Annotated in this window: 17 protein-coding genes; 10 read left to right on the top strand and 7 right to left on the bottom strand. The window is 65.8% G+C overall.

Annotation, left to right across the window (positions count from 1 at the left end):
- Positions 1 to 8 precede the first annotated feature (8 nt).
- Genes EHH60_RS32110 through EHH60_RS32100 form a run of 3 tightly spaced genes read right to left on the bottom strand, consistent with a single transcriptional unit; the run spans position 9 to position 1,548 of the window.
- Complete coding sequence (locus EHH60_RS32110; RefSeq protein WP_124163351.1) at positions 9 to 272, bottom strand: DUF6111 family protein; 264 nt, start codon at positions 270 to 272, stop codon at positions 9 to 11.
- Positions 269 to 940, bottom strand: a complete 672-nt coding sequence (locus tag EHH60_RS32105) for a CoA pyrophosphatase (protein ID WP_124163350.1) — start codon at positions 938 to 940, stop codon at positions 269 to 271. Before EHH60_RS32105 ends, EHH60_RS32110 begins: the two co-directional genes overlap by 4 nt.
- Positions 937 to 1,548: a DUF1285 domain-containing protein gene (locus EHH60_RS32100; RefSeq protein WP_124163349.1), complete on the bottom strand. Its 612-nt coding sequence runs from the start codon at positions 1,546 to 1,548 to the stop codon at positions 937 to 939. The genes EHH60_RS32105 and EHH60_RS32100 overlap by 4 nt, the downstream gene beginning before the upstream one ends.
- Before the next feature lie 271 nt (positions 1,549 to 1,819).
- On the opposite strand from EHH60_RS32100, the gene EHH60_RS32095 reads away from it, so the two are divergent.
- From EHH60_RS32095 to EHH60_RS32070, 6 genes are all read left to right on the top strand, one after another.
- The gene (locus tag EHH60_RS32095; protein WP_124163348.1) at positions 1,820 to 2,818 is read left to right on the top strand and encodes an AAA family ATPase; all 999 of its coding nucleotides are present in this window, start codon (positions 1,820 to 1,822) and stop codon (positions 2,816 to 2,818) included.
- Positions 2,818 to 3,762 carry a DUF58 domain-containing protein gene (locus tag EHH60_RS32090; RefSeq protein ID WP_124163347.1) on the top strand — a complete coding sequence of 315 codons (945 nt, stop codon included), beginning with the start codon at positions 2,818 to 2,820 and terminating at the stop codon, positions 3,760 to 3,762. The genes EHH60_RS32095 and EHH60_RS32090 overlap by 1 nt, the downstream gene beginning before the upstream one ends.
- Complete coding sequence (locus EHH60_RS32085; RefSeq protein ID WP_124163346.1) at positions 3,759 to 6,572, top strand: DUF4159 domain-containing protein; 2,814 nt, start codon at positions 3,759 to 3,761, stop codon at positions 6,570 to 6,572. The genes EHH60_RS32090 and EHH60_RS32085 overlap by 4 nt, the downstream gene beginning before the upstream one ends.
- A 130-nt stretch (positions 6,573 to 6,702) precedes the next feature.
- A complete protein-coding gene (locus tag EHH60_RS32080; RefSeq protein WP_124163345.1) occupies positions 6,703 to 8,766 on the top strand; it encodes a hypothetical protein in 2,064 nt (687 codons plus the stop codon).
- 142 nt (positions 8,767 to 8,908) lie between these two features.
- Entirely contained in the window at positions 8,909 to 9,313 is a 405-nt protein-coding gene (locus EHH60_RS32075; protein ID WP_124163344.1) for a DUF2946 domain-containing protein, read from the top strand.
- Between the two features lie 145 nt (positions 9,314 to 9,458).
- The gene (locus EHH60_RS32070; protein WP_124163343.1) at positions 9,459 to 11,834 is read left to right on the top strand and encodes a TonB-dependent receptor; all 2,376 of its coding nucleotides are present in this window, start codon (positions 9,459 to 9,461) and stop codon (positions 11,832 to 11,834) included.
- A 569-nt stretch (positions 11,835 to 12,403) separates the two neighbouring features.
- Here EHH60_RS32070 and EHH60_RS32065 read toward each other — a convergent pair.
- Complete coding sequence (locus EHH60_RS32065) at positions 12,404 to 12,691, bottom strand: hypothetical protein (RefSeq protein WP_124163342.1); 288 nt, start codon at positions 12,689 to 12,691, stop codon at positions 12,404 to 12,406.
- Positions 12,692 to 12,776: 85 nt separating this feature from the next.
- Here EHH60_RS32065 and EHH60_RS32060 point away from each other — a divergent pair, with 85 nt between their 5' ends.
- The 4 genes from EHH60_RS32060 to EHH60_RS32045 are packed head-to-tail and all read left to right on the top strand — an operon-like array spanning position 12,777 to position 14,631.
- The gene (locus tag EHH60_RS32060) at positions 12,777 to 13,289 is read left to right on the top strand and encodes a TSUP family transporter (RefSeq protein WP_283811873.1); all 513 of its coding nucleotides are present in this window, start codon (positions 12,777 to 12,779) and stop codon (positions 13,287 to 13,289) included.
- A gap of 17 nt (positions 13,290 to 13,306) precedes the next feature.
- A complete protein-coding gene (locus EHH60_RS32055) occupies positions 13,307 to 13,486 on the top strand; it encodes a hypothetical protein (RefSeq protein ID WP_124163340.1) in 180 nt (59 codons plus the stop codon).
- Positions 13,487 to 13,519: 33 nt separating this feature from the next.
- A complete protein-coding gene (locus EHH60_RS32050) occupies positions 13,520 to 13,864 on the top strand; it encodes a hypothetical protein (protein WP_124163339.1) in 345 nt (114 codons plus the stop codon).
- The gene (locus EHH60_RS32045) at positions 13,861 to 14,631 is read left to right on the top strand and encodes a helix-turn-helix transcriptional regulator (RefSeq protein ID WP_124163338.1); all 771 of its coding nucleotides are present in this window, start codon (positions 13,861 to 13,863) and stop codon (positions 14,629 to 14,631) included. Before EHH60_RS32050 ends, EHH60_RS32045 begins: the two co-directional genes overlap by 4 nt.
- Positions 14,632 to 14,747: 116 nt before the next feature.
- Here the strand turns inward: EHH60_RS32045 and EHH60_RS32040 are convergent, their stop codons facing one another.
- Genes EHH60_RS32040 through EHH60_RS37265 form a run of 3 tightly spaced genes read right to left on the bottom strand, consistent with a single transcriptional unit; the run spans position 14,748 to position 16,405 of the window.
- Entirely contained in the window at positions 14,748 to 15,263 is a 516-nt protein-coding gene (locus EHH60_RS32040; protein WP_124163337.1) for a GNAT family N-acetyltransferase, read from the bottom strand.
- 54 nt (positions 15,264 to 15,317) lie between these two features.
- A complete protein-coding gene (locus tag EHH60_RS32035) occupies positions 15,318 to 16,253 on the bottom strand; it encodes a glycosyltransferase family 2 protein (RefSeq protein ID WP_124163336.1) in 936 nt (311 codons plus the stop codon).
- Positions 16,250 to 16,405 (bottom strand): hypothetical protein, encoded by a 156-nt coding sequence (locus EHH60_RS37265; protein ID WP_158626793.1) that lies wholly within the window; start codon positions 16,403 to 16,405, stop codon positions 16,250 to 16,252. Before EHH60_RS37265 ends, EHH60_RS32035 begins: the two co-directional genes overlap by 4 nt.
- Between the last annotated feature and the right edge of the window lie 12 nt (positions 16,406 to 16,417).

The raw sequence follows: 16,417 nt of genomic DNA, 5'->3' as shown, positions 1-16,417 counted from the left end.
ATCGGCCCCTATTTTTCCGTGCCCGGCACGAGCTTGCCGTTCTCGATATGGGCGGGAACGTAGGTCGAATCCGGCGGCGCGCCGGAGAAATGCGCAAGGCCGATCAGGCCCGCGATGACGAGCACGATCGCCACCAGCGCAAGGCGCGCGACGATCGCGACCGGCCAGGAGGATCGCGCGAACAGGCCGGACCGCGTTGCGGCCAGGAACAGCGCATAGACGGCAAAGGGGATGAGGAAGATTCCGATCTCGGTCAGAACCGTCCGGATCATGATGAATAGATCCGCTCATACAGCACACGCAACATTCCGGCCGTCGCACCCCAGATGTAGCGTTCCGCAAACGGCATCGCGTAGTAGGACCGCGGCGTGCCGCGGAATTCCTTGCTGTGCACCTGGTGGTTCACCGGATCCATCAGGAAGGATAGCGGCACCTCGAACGCATCATCAACCTCCGAATGGTTGATGGTGAGCGAAAAGCCGGGCCTGACCTTAGCTACCGTCGGCAGGATACGGAAGCCGAAGGCGGTGCCGTAGAGATCGAGATAGCCGAGCGGCTCGACGAAGTCTCTGGACAGCCCGACCTCCTCCTCGGCCTCGCGCAGCGCCGCATCCAGCGGCGAGGAATCGGTCGCGTCGATCTTGCCGCCGGGAAAGGCGATCTGACCGGCATGGTCGTTGAGATGGGCAGAGCGCTGCGTCAGCAGGATGGTCGGCTCGGGATGATCGACCACCGCGATCAGGACCGCCGCCGGCCGCACCGGCTGCTCGCGCGCGATGATCTCGAGCATCTTGTCGGTGCCGGGATCGCCCGAGGCCGGGATGATGTTCGGATCGTACAGGCCCGGCGGCACGTCGAAGCCGAGCTTCGCCCGGGAGCGGGCGAAGAAATCCGCCGCGCCCAGGATGGCGGGATCGCTTCTCGGGATAGGCTTGTTCAAAGCGCGGCCCTCACCTGCTCCGCATCGGCCATGGCGAAGAATTCGCCGGCCGACTCGACACCGAACATCGGCTGGCCATCGACCATCCGCTCCTCACCCATGTCAACCAGATCGTAATAGAGCGCCCTCGTGACCTTGGCCCAGAGATCGGCGCGGACGTGCAAGTAAGGCGTCAGCCCGCCATCCCGTGCCTGCTCGAATCGCAGCCGGTGCGCGGCATCGCAGGTCACCCAGTCATCGACATTGGTGCGGAAGCGCAGCACGCGATGGTTGGCCTCGCCGTCCTTCTCCATCTCGACCGCCATGAACGGCGCATCATCGACGCGGATGCCGACCTTCTCCACCGGCGTGACCAGGAAATGCTTGTCGCCCTCGCGCTTGAGGATGGTCGAGAACAGGCGGACCAAGGCAGGACGTCCGATTGGCGTCCCCAAGTAGAACCAAGTACCATCGGATGCGATTCGGATGTCGAGATCGCCGCAAAACGGCGGATTCCACAGATGCACCGGAGGCAGGCCCTTTTTGGCGCCTTCGGCATTGGCGGCGCCTTTGGCGGCCGCAGTCAGCCCCTCAAGACCGCGATCGGCGCTCTGCCCTTGGTTCGCCATGGTTTGCCCTGACTCTGTAATTGGCACGATTGGTGCAGGTCTACGTTGTACTCGGGTGTGCGGTTCCATCCGGAATAGTCCGGTGTGGAGGTCGCCACTTCGTGATGCCGTACATACCCCGAAGCCGATAAGGTGGGGATAGGTTAATTCAATGAATACATGGCCTTCCTGCAAGTCTAGCATAGGGCCCATGACGTGACGTGATGACCTGACGTGACGTGCCGACGTGACGATGCAAGCAAGCCGCGTGGCAGGCTTAAGGAGCGAGCGAATGGCGGAGAGTGTCGAGAAACTCGAGGACGGGATCGTCCGTTCGGCCGAGCAGGTGTCGAGCCAGATTCGCGCGGCCAAGGACGCGATCGCCTCCGTCATCTTCGGCCAGGATCGCGTGATCGAGAACACGTTGGTCACCATTCTCTCCGGTGGCCATGCGCTCCTGATCGGCGTGCCGGGCCTCGCCAAGACCAAGCTGGTGGAAACGCTCGGCGTCACGCTCGGTCTCGATGCCAAGCGCATCCAGTTCACGCCCGATTTGATGCCCTCGGACATTCTCGGCGCCGAGGTGCTGGATGAGAGCACCGCGGGCAAGCGCGCCTTCCGCTTCATTGCCGGTCCCGTATTCGCGCAGCTCCTGATGGCCGACGAGATCAACCGCGCCTCACCGCGCACGCAATCGGCGCTGTTGCAGGCGATGCAGGAGCAGCACATCACCGTCGCCGGCGCGCGTCACGATCTGCCGAAACCCTTCCATGTGCTCGCGACGCAAAACCCGCTGGAGCAGGAAGGCACCTACCCGCTGCCCGAAGCCCAGCTCGACCGCTTCCTGATGGAGATCGACGTCGACTATCCCGATCGCGATGCGGAGCGCCGCATCCTGTTCGAGACCACCGGCGCGGAGGAGACGCTGGCCAGGGGCTCGATGACCGCGGATGCGCTGATCACCGCGCAGCGGCTGATCCGGCGCCTGCCGGTCGGCGATTCCGTCGTCGAAGCCATTCTGTCGCTGGTGCGCTCGGCCCGCCCGGGTCCGGACGCCGGCGAAACCGGCAAGTTCATCGCCTGGGGACCCGGCCCGCGCGCGAGCCAATCGCTGATGCTGGCTGTTCGCGCACGTGCGCTGATCGACGGACGCCTCGCGCCGTCGGTCGACGACGTGCTCGACCTCGCCGAACCCGTGCTGAAGCACCGCATGGCGCTGACGTTCCAGGCGCGCGCCGAAGGCCGCACGATTCCGGACGTGATCCGGCAATTGAAGACTCGGATCGGTTGATGGCAGCAGAGAGCGGGCACGCAGCGAAGGAGACACTGGCGATCCGACGTGCCGATGGCGAAAGCCGCACGCTCGCCGCTTCGCTGCCGCGCCTGGTGCTCGAGGCCCGCCGCATCGCCGCCAACGTCATCCACGGCCTGCATGGAAGGCGCCGCGCCGGCGCCGGCGAAAATTTCTGGCAGTACCGCCGCTTCGTCTCGGGCGAACCGGCGCAGAACGTCGACTGGCGCCGCTCTGCGCGCGACGACCATCTCTATGTCCGCGAGCTCGAATGGGAAGCCTCGCACACGGTCTGGATCTGGCCGGACCGCTCGCCCTCGATGGCGTTCGCCTCGAAGACCGCGCGCGAGTCCAAGCTCGAGCGGACGCTGATCGTCGCCTTCGCACTGGCCGAGCTGCTCGTCGCCGGCGGCGAGCGCGTCGGCATTCCCGGGCTGATGGCGCCGACCGCAAGCCGTAGCGTGATCGACAGGATGGCGCAGGCGATGCTGCACGACGGTGCCGACCGGCTGAGCCTGCCGCCGTCCTTCGTTCCGGCCGCGCTCGCCGAGATCATCGTGCTGTCGGATTTCTGGTCGCCGATCTCCGAGATCAGGACGATGCTCGCGGGGCTCTCCGGCGCCGGCGCGCATGGCGCCCTCGTGCAGGTCGTCGACCCCGCCGAAGAGTCGTTCCCTTATTCCGGCCGCGTCGAGTTCGTCGAGCCGGAAGGCTTTGGCGTGATCACCGCCGGCCGCGCCGAAAGCTGGGCGCAGGATTACACCGCGCGCCTTGCCCTGCACCGCGACCAAATCCGCGCCGAGACGGGCAAGCTCGACTGGCTGTTCACGACCCACGCGACCGACCGCTCGGCCGCGGAGCTGCTGCTGTTCCTGCATGCCGGCATGCAGGTGAGCAAGTCCGGCGCCCGCACCACGACGATCAAGGTGGGGCCGGCCGCATGATGGGATTGCCGCTCGCCTTCACTCAACCGCTGCTCCTGATCGGCCTCATCAGCCTGCCCGTACTGTGGTGGCTGCTCCGCGTGATGCCGCCGCGGCCGCGCCGCATCGAGTTTCCGCCGACGCGGCTGCTGTTCGACATCGCACCCAGGGAGGAGACGCCCTCGCGGACGCCGTGGTGGCTGACTGCGCTGCGCCTGCTCGCCGCCGCGCTGGTGATCTTTGCCGCCGCCGGCCCGATCTGGAATCCGCAAACAGGCAGCGCCGGCAGCAAGGCGCCGCTGATGATCATGTTCGACGACGGCTGGAGCGCCGCATCGCACTGGGACGTCAGGATCAGGACCGCCGACGAGCTGATCGCCAACGCCGACAACGACCGCCGCGCCATCGCGCTCGTGCCGCTGTCGGAGCCGAACCGCGACATCACCCTGATGCCGGCGGGTGCGGCGCGCGTCGCGCTGCGGCAGCTCGCGCCGAAGCCCTATTCGATCGATCGTGTCGAGACGCTGGCTGCGGTCGACCGTTTCCTCAAGGTCACCGGCGACTGCGAGATCGCCTGGCTCTCCGACGGCGTCGACACCGGCCGCGGCGAGGACTTCGTGCAGGGCCTCGGCAAGACCATCGGCGATCGCAGCCTGACCGTGTTCGAAGGCGGCACCTCCTCGCCGCTGGCGCTGGTCGCGGCAGAGAACGCTGCAGCGAAGATGACGGTGAAGGTGCTGCGCACCGACAGCGGCATCGCGGTCGGCACCGTGCGCGCGCTCGACCAGAAGGCTTCGCCGATCGGAGAAGCGCGCTATTCGTTCGGCCCGCAGGACAAGGAAACCGAAGCCGCGTTCGATCTGCCGGTCGAGCTGCGCAACGACATCACCCGGCTCGAAATATCCGGCGAGCGGTCCGCCGGCGCGGTGCAGCTGCTCGACAAGCGCTGGCGCCGCCGCGCCATCGGCATCGTCTCGGGCTCGACCAGCGAGACCGCGCAGCCGCTGCTGGCGCCGACCTTCTATCTCACCCGCGCGCTGGCGCCGTTCGCCGACGTCCGGCTCGCCGACAAGGGCTCGCCGCAGCAGGGCATCACACAATTTTTGGACCAGAAGCTGCCGATGATCATCCTCGCCGATGTCGGCACCATCTCCCCTGAACTCCGCGAGCGCCTCAATGCCTGGATCGACCAGGGCGGCGTGCTGGTGCGGTTCGCAGGGCCAAGGCTGGCACAGGCCGAGGACGATCTCGTGCCGGTCAAGCTGCGCAAGGGCGGTCGGACGCTCGGCGGCAGCCTGACCTGGGAGAAGCCGCAGCATCTGGCCTCCTTCGCGGCCGACGGCCCGTTTGCCGGCATCATGGTCCCCAAGGACGTCACCGTGAGCCGCCAGGTGCTGGCCGAGCCCGACGCCGTGCTCGCCACCAAGAGCTGGGCCTCGCTGGAAGACGGCACGCCGCTGGTGACCGGCGAGCATCGCGGCAAAGGGCTCGTCAGCCTGTTCCACGTCAGCGCCGACATGCGCTGGTCGGACCTGCCGATGTCGGGCACCTTCGTCGAAATGCTGCGGCGGGTGGTCGACATGTCCGGCTACACCGCCAAGCCCGGCGCGGGCGTTGCCAGCGAGGCGACCGCCGAGACGGTGGCGCCGCTGCACATCCTCGACGGCTTCGGCGCCTTCGGCCCGCCGCCGGCGACCGCAAAGCCGTTGCCTGCCGATTATCGCGATCGGGCCACACCCGATCACCCGCCGGGCTTCTATGGTCCGGCAGAAGGACCGCTTGCCGTGAACACACTTGCCGCCGCCGACCGCATCGCGGCCCTGAACACCGCGAGCCTGCGCGCACGGCACGCCACCTACACCAATGCCGAACCGCGAGACTTGCGCGGCTGGCTACTGTCGACGGCGCTCGCGCTGTTCCTGATCGACGCCATCATCGTCGCGGTGCTCGGCGGCGGGATTGCCGCGCTGCTGCGCCGCCGCGCCGCGCCCGCAATGATCGTGTTCGCCATGGTGCTCACAGGCCTGATATCGTTTGCGCCGACGCCGGCGCGCGCCGACGGCGCCGCGGACGAGTTCGCGATGAAAGCGGTGTCGCAGACGCGACTCGCCTATGTCGTGACGGGCAATGCCGATGTCGATTCAATCGTCAAGGCGGGGTTGAACGGGCTGACGCTATTCCTGGCCCAGCGTACCGCGCTCGAGGCCGGCGATCCCGTCGGCGTCGATCCCGCACGCGACGAGCTCGCCTTCTTCCCGCTGATCTACTGGCCGATCGTGCCGGGCGCACCGAAGCCGCCGCAGGACGCCATCAACAAGATCGATGCCTACATGAAGCAGGGCGGCACGGTGCTGTTCGACACCCGCGATGCGATCGAGGCACCGCCCGGCGCGAACGGGGCGTCGCAGACGCCGGGAATGCAGACCTTGCGCGAGATTCTGTCGTCCCTCGACGTGCCCGAGCTCGAACCGGTGCCGCGCGAGCACGTGCTGACCAAGACCTTCTATCTGCTGCGCGACTTCCCCGGCCGCTTCACCGCGGGCCAGACCTGGGTCGAGACCCTGCCGCGCGAGGAGGACGAGGACAGCGCGCAGCGGCCGGCGCGCGGCGGCGACGGTGTCTCGCCGATCATCATCACCTCGAACGACCTCGCCGGCGCCTGGGCCGTGCGGCCCGACGGGCAGGCCATGCTGCCGGTGACCGGCGGCGACCCTCGCCAGCGCGAATTCGCCTACCGCGCCGGCGCCAACATCGTGATGTACACGCTGACCGGCAACTACAAGGCCGACCAGGTGCACGCTCCGGCGTTGATCGAACGGCTGGGGCAATAGAGATGCGCATGACGCGCTTGATCCACACACCCCGTCATTCCGGGGCGGCTCGAAGAGCCGAACCCGGAATTTCGAGATTCCGGGTTCGATGCTTCGCATCGCCCCGGAATTACGTTGATAGGCCCACCTCATGAATTACGGCATCGCGTTCACGCCGCTTGTTCCCGCGATCGTGCTGTGGCTCGCGCTCGCCGCGATCGTCGTCATCGCGCTCGTGCTCCTGCTGGCCCGCGCGCGCGGCGCCGCGGTGCGCGTGGCCGCGCTGGCGCTGGTCCTGCTGGCGCTCGCCAATCCCTCCTTCACCCGCGAGGACCGCGATCCTCTCACCTCGGTCGTGGCCGTCGTCGTCGACAAGAGCCCGAGCCAGAATTTCGGCAACCGCAACCGCGAAGCCGCCCAGGCGCAGGAAGCGCTGGTCGACAGCCTCAAGAAGATCAAGGGCCTCGAAGTCCGCGTCGTCGAGGCCGGGCAGGCCGACGGCGAGACCGACGGCACGAAACTGTTCGGCGCTCTCGCCTCGGCATTGTCGGACGTCCCGGTCGACCGCGTCGCCGGCGCGTTCCTGATCACCGACGGCCGCGTCCACGACATCCCGGCGAACGCCGCCGCGCTCGGTTTCCAGGCGCCGGTGCACGCGCTGGTCACGGGACAGAAGGACGAGCGCGACCGCCGCATCGCGATCACGGCGGCGCCGCGCTTCGGCATCGTCGGGCAGACCCAGACCATCAACTACCGCCTCGACGACCAGGGCGTCTCCGGAGAGCGCGCCAAGGTCACGATCCGCCGGGACGGCGAGGTCATCAACGAGCGCACGCTGGCGAGCGGCCAGAGCGCAAGCGTCGACGTCGACATCAAGCACGCCGGGCCGAACATCGTCGAGATCGAGGCCTCGCCGCTCGAACGCGAATTGACGCCGGTGAACAACCGTGCGGTCGTCGCCATCGACGGCGTGCGCGACAAGCTGCGGGTGCTCCTCGTCTCGGGCGAGCCGCATTCGGGCGAGCGCACCTGGCGCAATCTGCTCAAGTCCGACGCCAGCGTCGACCTCGTGCATTTCACCATTCTCCGCCCGCCGGAGAAGCAGGACGGCACGCCGATCAACGAATTGTCGCTGATCGCGTTTCCGACGCGCGAGCTGTTCCAGCAGAAGATCAACGAATTCCAGCTGATCATCTTCGACCGCTACGCCCGCCAGGGCGTGCTGCCGATCGCCTATTTCGACAACATCGCGCGCTATGTGCGCGGCGGCGGCGCGGTACTGGTCTCGGCCGGGCCCGACTACGCCTCCAACACCAGCATCTGGCGCACGCCGCTGGATTCGGTGCTGCCGGCCGAGCCGGTCGGCGTGACCGAAAAGCCGTTCTATGCGCATCTGTCCGACATCGGCAAACGCCATCCGGTCACGCGCGGGCTGGAGGGCTCCGCCAGCGAGCCGCCGCACTGGAGCCGCTTCTTCCGCACCGTCGATACCCGCAATGCGGTGAACCCGCCCGTCATGACCGGCGCCGACGGCAAGCCGCTCCTGTTCCTGTCGCGCTTCGGCGAGGGCCGCGTGGCGCTGCTGCTCTCCGACCACATCTGGCTGTGGGCGCGCGGCTATGAGGGCGGCGGGCCGCATCTCGATCTGCTCCGGCGGATGTCGCACTGGCTGATGAAGCAGCCTGATCTCGATGAAGAAGCGCTGCGCCTCCAGGTGCAGGGCAAGGACCTCGTCGTGGTGCGTCAGACCATGGCGGACAGCGTCCAGCCGGTGAGCGTGACTTCGCCGTCGGGCGTGTCGCACGATTTGACGCTGGCGGCTGCCGATCCCGGCGAGTGGCGCGCCAGCCTGCCGGCGAACGAGCTCGGCCTGTGGCAGGCGACCGACGGCACGCTGAAGGCGCTGATCAATGTCGGCCCGACCAATCCGAAGGAGTTTTCGGAAGTCACCTCCACGGTCGATACGCTGAAGCCGCTGACACAGGCAACGGGCGGCAACGCCGTGCGCGTGGCGAGTAGCACCAGCGTCGAGCTGCCGCGCATCCTGCCGGTGCGCTCAGCGAGTGTCTTCAACGGTGACGGCTGGATGGGCGTGCGGATGCGCGATGCCAGCGTCGTGAAGGGCGTCGGCGTGCTGCCGATCTTCTCCGGCCTGATCGGCCTGCTGCTGCTGCTCGGCGCATTCGCCGCGACCTGGGTGCGCGAGGGGCGCTAGTTGCCGGAACGACACATCGGGTCGACGGTCTGCATGCGCTGATCCCCCAGCCGTTGACATCCGCTGATCGATCGGGCGATGTTACACTGTAACATCGCGGCGTCCTGGGATTGACGCCCCGATGTGGGGGTGGCGTTTCCAGATGAAGTGGTTCCGGTCGAATATCAGGCACGGCGCCCGGCTCGCGTTGTTCGCGATGCTGGTGCAGCTCGCGCTGACGTTCGGCCACAGCCATGGGTTCGCCCAGGCCGCGCCTCTCGCCCAATCCTCGCTGCAGCAGCCGGACGGCTCCAAGGGCGTTGCTGCGATCGACCCCGTCGTGGTCCAGAAGCAATCGCCTTCAGGTCCTGACCGCGAGCATCCTGGCGACGATAGTTGCGCGATCTGCGCCGTCATTGCGATGGCCGGTGCCATCGTATCGGCAACACCGCCGGTGCTGCTGCTGCCACAGGCGATCGAGCTGCTCCGCCGCAGCACGGATGCCGAATTCATCCATCTGAAATCGGCCGGCACGGCGTTCCAGCCCCGCGCGCCTCCTGCGTCCTGACATCCAACGCTTGATCACGCCCAGTCTCGCCGCTTTCGGGCGAATGCCTGGGAGAAATTGAAGTCGAATTCCGTCGCACCGCGACGGCAGGCCGCCTCCGATCAGCAGACCATCATCCGGACGGCGCCTGACTGGAATCAGGACAATGTCATTCAAATCGCGACGCGCGCAACGTCTTGGCGGAGCCAGCCTGCTCCTGCTCGGCGCTGCCGCCACATCTGCGTTCGCTCAAGACTCGGCGCAGGACAAATCGTCGACCGAGCTTCCCGCCGTCACCGTGACGGCTCCGAGCCCCATCGTGCGCAGAGCGGTGGTGTCCCGCAATCCGGACCGGGGCACGCGAACGGCGCGGGTGCGCAGTCGCGAACGCACGGCGGAAGCCGCGCCTGCGACGCCTGCGGCTCCAGTGCCCGCCGCGCCTCAGCAGGGCGTGCTGCCAATCGTCACCGACCAGTTCGCGACCGTCACCGTGGTGCCGAACGAGGAGATTCGGCGCAACGGCGGCGGCACGCTCGGTGATCTCCTGTTCTCCAAGCCCGGCATCACCGGATCGAGCTTCGCGCCCGGTGCATCCAGCCGGCCCATCATCAGGGGTCTCGACGTCAACCGCGTCGGCATCGTCGAGAACGGCACCAATGCCGGCGGCGCCTCCGACCTCGGCGAAGATCATTTCGTCCCGATCGATCCGCTCGCAACGAACCAGGTCGAAGTGGTGCGCGGGCCGGCGGCACTGCGTTACGGCTCGACCTCGATCGGCGGCGTGGTCAGCGCCACCAACAACCGGATTCCGGATGCGCTGCCCTCCTGCGCGCCATCGTTCCAGAGCTACGGTCTCCCGACCAAGGCGCCGCTCGCGAGCGCCGCGACCTCGCCTTGCGTCACCGCCGAGACGCGCACCGCCTTCAGCTCGGTCGACCGCGGCGTCGAAAGCGGCGTGCTGCTCGATACCGGCGGCGGAAATTTTGCCTTCCATGCCGACGCCTATGGCCGCACCACCTCGGACTATTACATCCCGAGCTATCCCTACCTGACCGACCAGTCGCGTCCCGTGAACGGCCGCCAGCCCAACTCGGCGACGCGCTCGGACGGCGCCTCGATCGGCGGCTCCTACTTCTTCCAGGGCGGCTATATCGGCGCATCGATCACGCAGAACGACTCGCTCTACCATATCCCCGGCATCGACGGGGCCGACCACCAGACGCGGATCGACGCGCACCAGACCAAGATCAACGTCAAGGGCGAGTACCGCCCCGACGCGGCTGCGATCGACACGATCCGCTTCTGGGCCGGCGCGACCGACTACCGGCACAACGAGATCGGCCTCGCCGATCCCGCCGACCTCAACACCGACGGCATCAGGCAGACCTTCACCAACAAGGAGCAGGAGATCCGCACCGAGGTGCAGCTGATGCCGTTCAACGCCCGCTTCGCCGAGGTGACGACCGCACTGGGCTTCCAGGTCGGCCATCAGGAGTTGAGCGCGCCGAGCCCGGACAATCCCGGCACGCTGTTCAACGGCCTGTGGGACCCGAACAACAGCACGCGCGTCGCCGGGTACGCTTTCAACGAGTTCAAGTTCACGGAGACCACGCGGGCGCAGATCGCCGGGCGCATCGAGCATGTCGAGCTGCACGGCACGACGCCGGACTTCCCGGCGGATTACCTGCCCGACGGCACGCCGCAGACGCCGATCGCGCGCAATCCGTCCTTCACGCCGAAGAGCGGCAGCATCGGCCTGCTGCAGGACCTGCCGGGCGGCATGGTCGGCAGCATCACCGCACAATATGTCGAGCGCGCGCCGAAGGCGGCCGAGCTGTTTTCCCGCGGCGGTCACGACGCGACGGCGACGTTCGACATCGGCAACCCGAACCTCACCATCGAGACGGCGAAATCAGTCGAGCTCGGTGTACGCAGGGCGACCGGACCGTTCCGCTTCGAGGCGACCGTCTACTACACGCATTTCGACAATTTCATCTATCGCCGCCTCACCGGGGTCATGTGCGACGACGACTTTGCCTCGTGCGGCGCGCCCGACGGCGAACTGAATCAGGCGGTCTACTCGCAGCGGAACGCGAACTTCCGCGGCGGCGAATTCCAGTCGCAGCTCGACGTCGGCGCCTTCCAGGGCGGCATCTGGGGCATCGAGAACCAGCTCGACTTTGTTCGCGCCACCTTCAGCGACGGCAGCAACGTGCCGCGGATTCCGCCCATGCGCATGGGCGGCGGCGTGTTCTGGCGCGACGACAACTGGCTGATGCGGATCAACCTGTTGCATGCCTTCGCGCAGGACAACGTGGCCGAGATCGCGGAAACGCCGACGGCGGGCTACAATTTGTTGAAGGCCGAGGTCAGCTACAAGACCAAGCTCAGGCCGAACTCGTTCGGTGCGCGCGAGATGCTGGTCGGCCTCGTCGGCAACAACCTGCTCAACGAGAACATCCGCAACTCGGTGTCCTACACCAAGGACGAGGTGCTGCTGCCCGGCATCGGCGTCAGGGCGTTCGCGAACTTCAAGTTCTAGCGCTGATCAGGCCATGAATCGTGCGGGAGGGGCCATCCCTCCCGCGTGAGCGGAATACAGAACCTCGATCATACTCTAGACTCGTTGGCAACGAAGTGCGCGTGGCGAAGGCCCTTGTGATGGCCGTCCGCCGGCGGCTTTCCTGCAATCAACGCGATACCAACGGCCAAGCCGATCGTTGCCGCGAGCAGTCTGACCAGAGATGGACGCATTCCATCCTCGACATTGCGGCGTCCACATCGTGGCGCCGACATCGGCGCGAACATGGGTTCTGCTTTGCCAAACTAAACAGCGAAACTATGACCGGATAGGGAGACTATCGTTCCAATTGCATATCGACGAAACACAATTCTATTAAACGTTTCAGATTTGCGACCGAAGCGCACAATTTTCGAGCAACGCGACGCTAAATTCACCGCGGGGTGTTTGATTACAGGTGTTCCACCATTTGTCACCCGGTCGGGTGACGCTGCGTTGCTTCGCAGTCGTTAGCATCAGAAGCACGAGCCCGATATTCGGCTCGACGTCGTGAATTGGTTCACACGCATTGTTCTGCCGCGCGAGTAGGGTCATCGGAGATCGATACCCGCGATTGCCACCAAAGTCTTGCTGTCGGAGGTTTTCATGCCGCCTGTCGATCCAAAGGCAGCTTCCGCTTTCTCCGTCGTCAGATCATTTCCAGCAATTCCCACGGTCTGCCTGGGAATCTTCGCCGTCGCGCTTGCCATCTCGTCGAGCGCGATGAAAGCAGCTTGCTGGGTCGTGCTGCTGTCCGCGCTGGTTTCGAGTATCGCAGGCTTCGCATTCTCGCCGATCGCCGGCGCCTTCCTCTTCCATAGCTTGAGCGAGCCGACCACGATCGTCCGGATTCTCCTGGTCGCTTCGATCGCCCAACAAAGTCTACTGCGTTTGGCGCTTGCGTGAATCGATCGAGATGCGCCGGTGCGCTCCCTACCTCTTCGGCAGCATCTTGACGTTGCCCATCGGCCTTCATCTCCTCTGCAACACTTCGGCGTCCACCTTGCTGCCGATATTGGGAGCTCTGTTGATCACCTATGGGGCCTTCACAGCGCTGAAGCCGACCCTGCGGTCCGGGAAAAATCCCCTGTGGGGACGCATCATGGTTGCGCGCTGGGAGGCATTACCGGGGGCCTTGCAGCATTTCCCGCCGCTTTCGTTTCGATGTGGTGCCATGTCCAGGGATTCGACAAGCACCGCGCCCGCGCGATCATCCAGCCCTTCATCCTGGTCAACCAGCTCCTGTCGCTGTCCTTGCTGATGGTCTTGCGCCCGTCAGAGGTGATGCCGCTCGGCCTCCTCTTTTATGCAGCCCCCGCCGTGCTCGGTGCCTATGTCGGGCTGATGATCTTCAACCGCGTCGATACCGCTACGTTCAACCGCCTCGTGGGCCTGCTGCTGATGGCTGCCGGGATCGGTTTTGTCAGACCCCTCTGAAGCTTCGGAGTATCCCAATGCCGAAATCCCCGCAGGATCCTCCCCAGTCAGACCGCCGCGTGGTGCACAAATGGCGGCTTGCGGTCGTCAGCATCTATGGATCGCTGCTGGCCGTCATGCTGGTGCTGGCGCTGACGACCAGTCATGATGTTCGAATTGCAGGTACGAGCGTGCCTCCCGCGCTTCTGAACAAGTAGAGGGGCTTGTCTGGCGCATCCCGGATCGCAAAAATGGAACGTATCCTCGATTTGATATACGAGGCCGCCGGCCAACAAGACCTCTGGCCTGCCGTTCTCACCGCTATCGCCGATCTCACAGGAAGCGAAGGCGGGATATTGTTTGGACAATCGGTCGCGGCCGAGCAAGTCTACTTCGATTTCAACGGCCGCTTGAATCAGCAATGCAATCAAGCCTACCAGGAACGCCATATGCAGAACGCCTGGTCGGAGGCTATGGAGGACAAGCCGATCGGGCAAGTGGTCCTGTCGGATGAAGTGGTGCCGCTGCGCGAGTCGAAAAATCGGTCTTCTACGACGAGGTCCTCAGACCTCAAGGCATCGGACACAACGCGATGATTGCGCTGGCAGCGAAGGACGACTTCCGTGTGGCCTTCAACATCTGCCGCAGCAGGCGCCGCGGAGAATTCGACGCAGTCGGCCGTAAGCACATCGAAATGCTGGCTCCCCATCTGCGGAGATCCGTCACATTGGGATTTCGCCTTACCGGGTATCACGCATTGAGGAGCGCCGCGTTCGACGTGATCGATCAACTGGCGGACGGCGTCGTCGTCATGGGTCCCAGGGCAAATGTCATCTTTGCGAACCGGACGTCCTGTTCGCTGGAAGCGGAAGGGACGCTCAAGCTCAAGCCTTCGATGGCGACCTGGTCAACCCCGCATTCGAGACGCCTCGCAAACCTTGTCCGCTCGACATTGGCCGGTGGAGCCGGCGGAACGATGAGTGTTCCCGCGGTGGAGGGGACGCGGCTTCTGACTATTGTCGTCGTGGGACTGCGCAGCGAAGAAGTCGGGATACTCGGTGGGGCCTTCATCCGCAACGCGGCTTGCGCCGCCTTCGTGATCGATCCCTCGCAAAGAGGAACGGCGAGCTCGCAGCAATTGACGGACGCATATGGCTTGACCAGGGCGGAAGCACGCGTGGCAATTGCAGCGTCCTCCGGCGGGACGACATCCGAAGCAGCCGTCATACTCGGGCTGTCCTCCAATACGATCAAAACGCATCTCAGGCGAGTCTTTGCCAAAACCGACACGAGAGGTCAGGCTGAGCTTGCCGCACTTCTCGCGACGATAGGTGTCGTCAGATCCCCTGGCGAAGCCTCGTAGCCAGGCTCAAGCGGAGCGAGAGCCGGGACTTGTCCGCCTGGCCTTGGATTGCGCTTCCGCCTTCGCCCTTCGAGCTACGGCGGACGCTCCATCCGTGCGTGGAACTGCGGCTGCAGCTACCCCCGCGCCTTGCGCCAGTCGGGACCGACCGCGCCCGATACGCCCTCGAACGCACCGTCGACGAGCTCGAACACCAGGATGCGGGCGGCGTCGACGGGGCCAGGCATGGTGACGCGGCCCCTGGGCACCGGCTTGAAGCCGACGCGGCTGTAATAGGGCTCGTCGCCGATCAGCAGCACAAGGCGGTGGCCATTCGCCTTCGCGTCCTTCAGCGCGCGCTCCATCAACAGACGGCCGACGCCGCGGCCGCGGAACGGCGGCTCGACGGTGAGCGGCCCAAGCAGCAGCGCTGGCGTGTCGCCGATCAGGATCGGCAATTGCCTCACGGAGCCGACCATCAGCGTGCCGATGCGGGCGGTGAAGGACAGTTCGAGCAGATGGTCGACGTGCTCGCGAATCCGGTAGGCGCTCAGCACGAAGCGGCCGGGGCCGAAGGTACGTTCGTGCAGCCGCTCGATCGCCTGGGCGTCGCCGGCGGCCTCGGGAAGGATGGTCAGTGAGAGATCGCTCATGTCAATCGCGGGATAGCACCTGAACGCAGCCCGGTCCATCGGGCAACGACGGCGTCAGTTCCTTTTCGGCGCCGGCTGGGACAGGTAGGCCAGCAACTTCATTTCCCGCCGCCCCCGCGTCACCGTGTCGAGCACGAGCCCCGAGGACACCGACAGCAGGGCCATGATCATCAGGCCCATCGACAGCACGGCGGTGGGCAGGCGCGGCACGAGGCCGGTTTCGATGAAGGTGATCACGATCGGAATCGCGAGGATAATCGACGCCAGCGCCAGCAGGATTCCGATCACCGTGAAGAAGCGCAACGGCCGCTCGGCGCGATAGAGCTTCAGCATGGTGCCCAAGATGCGAAAGCCGTCGCGCCAGGTGTTGAGCTTCGAGTACGAGCCTTCAGGGCGCGCGTAATAGGGCGTCTCGATCTCGGCGACCGGCAGCGACAATTCCAGCGCATAGACCGCGAGCTCGGTCTCGATCTCGAAACCGTCGGAGAGGACGGGAAAAGATTTGACGAAGCGGCGCGAGAACACCCGGTAGCCGGACAGGATGTCCTTGAAGGTGTGACCGAAGGTCGAGGACAGGAAGCCGGTCAGCATGCGGTTGCCTGTGCGGTGGCCGAGCCGGTAGGCGGCCTGGACCTGATCGACGCGAAGGCCGACCACCATGTCGAGATGCTCGTCGAGCAGTCTGTCGATCATGCGCGGCGCGCTCGGCGCGTCGTAGGTGGCGTCGCCGTCGACCAGCACATAGACGTCGGCCTCGACGTCCGCGAACATGCGGCGCACGACGTGACCCTTGCCCTGCCGGCGCTCGGTGCGCACGATCGCGCCGGCTTCGCGCGCGACCGCGGCGGTACGGTCGCGCGAATTGTTGTCGTAGACGTAGATTTCCGCCGAGGGCAGCGCCTTGCGGAAATCGGCAACGACGGTCGCGACCGCCGCCTCCTCGTTGTAGCAGGGCACCAGCACGGCGATGCGAGGTTGCGCTGAGGTCATCGCGACGGCGCTCCGAGGCTTGTCGGCCCGCGCCCGGGCGGCGTAGCCTGCAGGGGGAGCGTGCGCGCCTCGCTCCAGCGCGCCATCGTGACGACGTTGCTGGCAAGTATCGCAAGACAGAGCAGACCGAAAGCGGGTTTGGCGATCTTCATCCGGTTTTCCAT

Origin of the sequence: Bradyrhizobium sp. RP6 (genome assembly GCF_003837805.1) — a bacterium.
Taxonomy (GTDB): Bacteria; Pseudomonadota; Alphaproteobacteria; order Rhizobiales; family Xanthobacteraceae; genus Bradyrhizobium.
The sequence above is the reverse complement of the archived record's forward strand: the minus strand, read 5'-3'. Positions and strand labels throughout refer to the sequence as shown.

What these genes read in the sequence shown, in the direction of transcription:
- EHH60_RS32040 (WP_124163337.1), bottom strand. Translation starts at nt 15,263, where the DNA reads ATGAGCGATCTCTCACTGACCATCCTTCCCGAGGCCGCCGGCGACGCC.
- EHH60_RS32100 (WP_124163349.1), bottom strand. Translation starts at nt 1,548, where the DNA reads ATGGCGAACCAAGGGCAGAGCGCCGATCGCGGTCTTGAGGGGCTGACT.
- EHH60_RS32070 (WP_124163343.1), top strand. Translation starts at nt 9,459, where the DNA reads ATGTCATTCAAATCGCGACGCGCGCAACGTCTTGGCGGAGCCAGCCTG.
- EHH60_RS32095 (WP_124163348.1), top strand. Translation starts at nt 1,820, where the DNA reads ATGGCGGAGAGTGTCGAGAAACTCGAGGACGGGATCGTCCGTTCGGCC.
- EHH60_RS32075 (WP_124163344.1), top strand. Translation starts at nt 8,909, where the DNA reads ATGAAGTGGTTCCGGTCGAATATCAGGCACGGCGCCCGGCTCGCGTTG.
- EHH60_RS37265 (WP_158626793.1), bottom strand. Translation starts at nt 16,405, where the DNA reads ATGAAGATCGCCAAACCCGCTTTCGGTCTGCTCTGTCTTGCGATACTT.
- EHH60_RS32045 (WP_124163338.1), top strand. Translation starts at nt 13,861, where the DNA reads ATGATTGCGCTGGCAGCGAAGGACGACTTCCGTGTGGCCTTCAACATC.
- EHH60_RS32035 (WP_124163336.1), bottom strand. Translation starts at nt 16,253, where the DNA reads ATGACCTCAGCGCAACCTCGCATCGCCGTGCTGGTGCCCTGCTACAAC.
- EHH60_RS32090 (WP_124163347.1), top strand. Translation starts at nt 2,818, where the DNA reads ATGGCAGCAGAGAGCGGGCACGCAGCGAAGGAGACACTGGCGATCCGA.
- EHH60_RS32080 (WP_124163345.1), top strand. Translation starts at nt 6,703, where the DNA reads ATGAATTACGGCATCGCGTTCACGCCGCTTGTTCCCGCGATCGTGCTG.
- EHH60_RS32050 (WP_124163339.1), top strand. Translation starts at nt 13,520, where the DNA reads ATGGAACGTATCCTCGATTTGATATACGAGGCCGCCGGCCAACAAGAC.
- EHH60_RS32085 (WP_124163346.1), top strand. Translation starts at nt 3,759, where the DNA reads ATGATGGGATTGCCGCTCGCCTTCACTCAACCGCTGCTCCTGATCGGC.
- EHH60_RS32110 (WP_124163351.1), bottom strand. Translation starts at nt 272, where the DNA reads ATGATCCGGACGGTTCTGACCGAGATCGGAATCTTCCTCATCCCCTTT.
- EHH60_RS32055 (WP_124163340.1), top strand. Translation starts at nt 13,307, where the DNA reads ATGCCGAAATCCCCGCAGGATCCTCCCCAGTCAGACCGCCGCGTGGTG.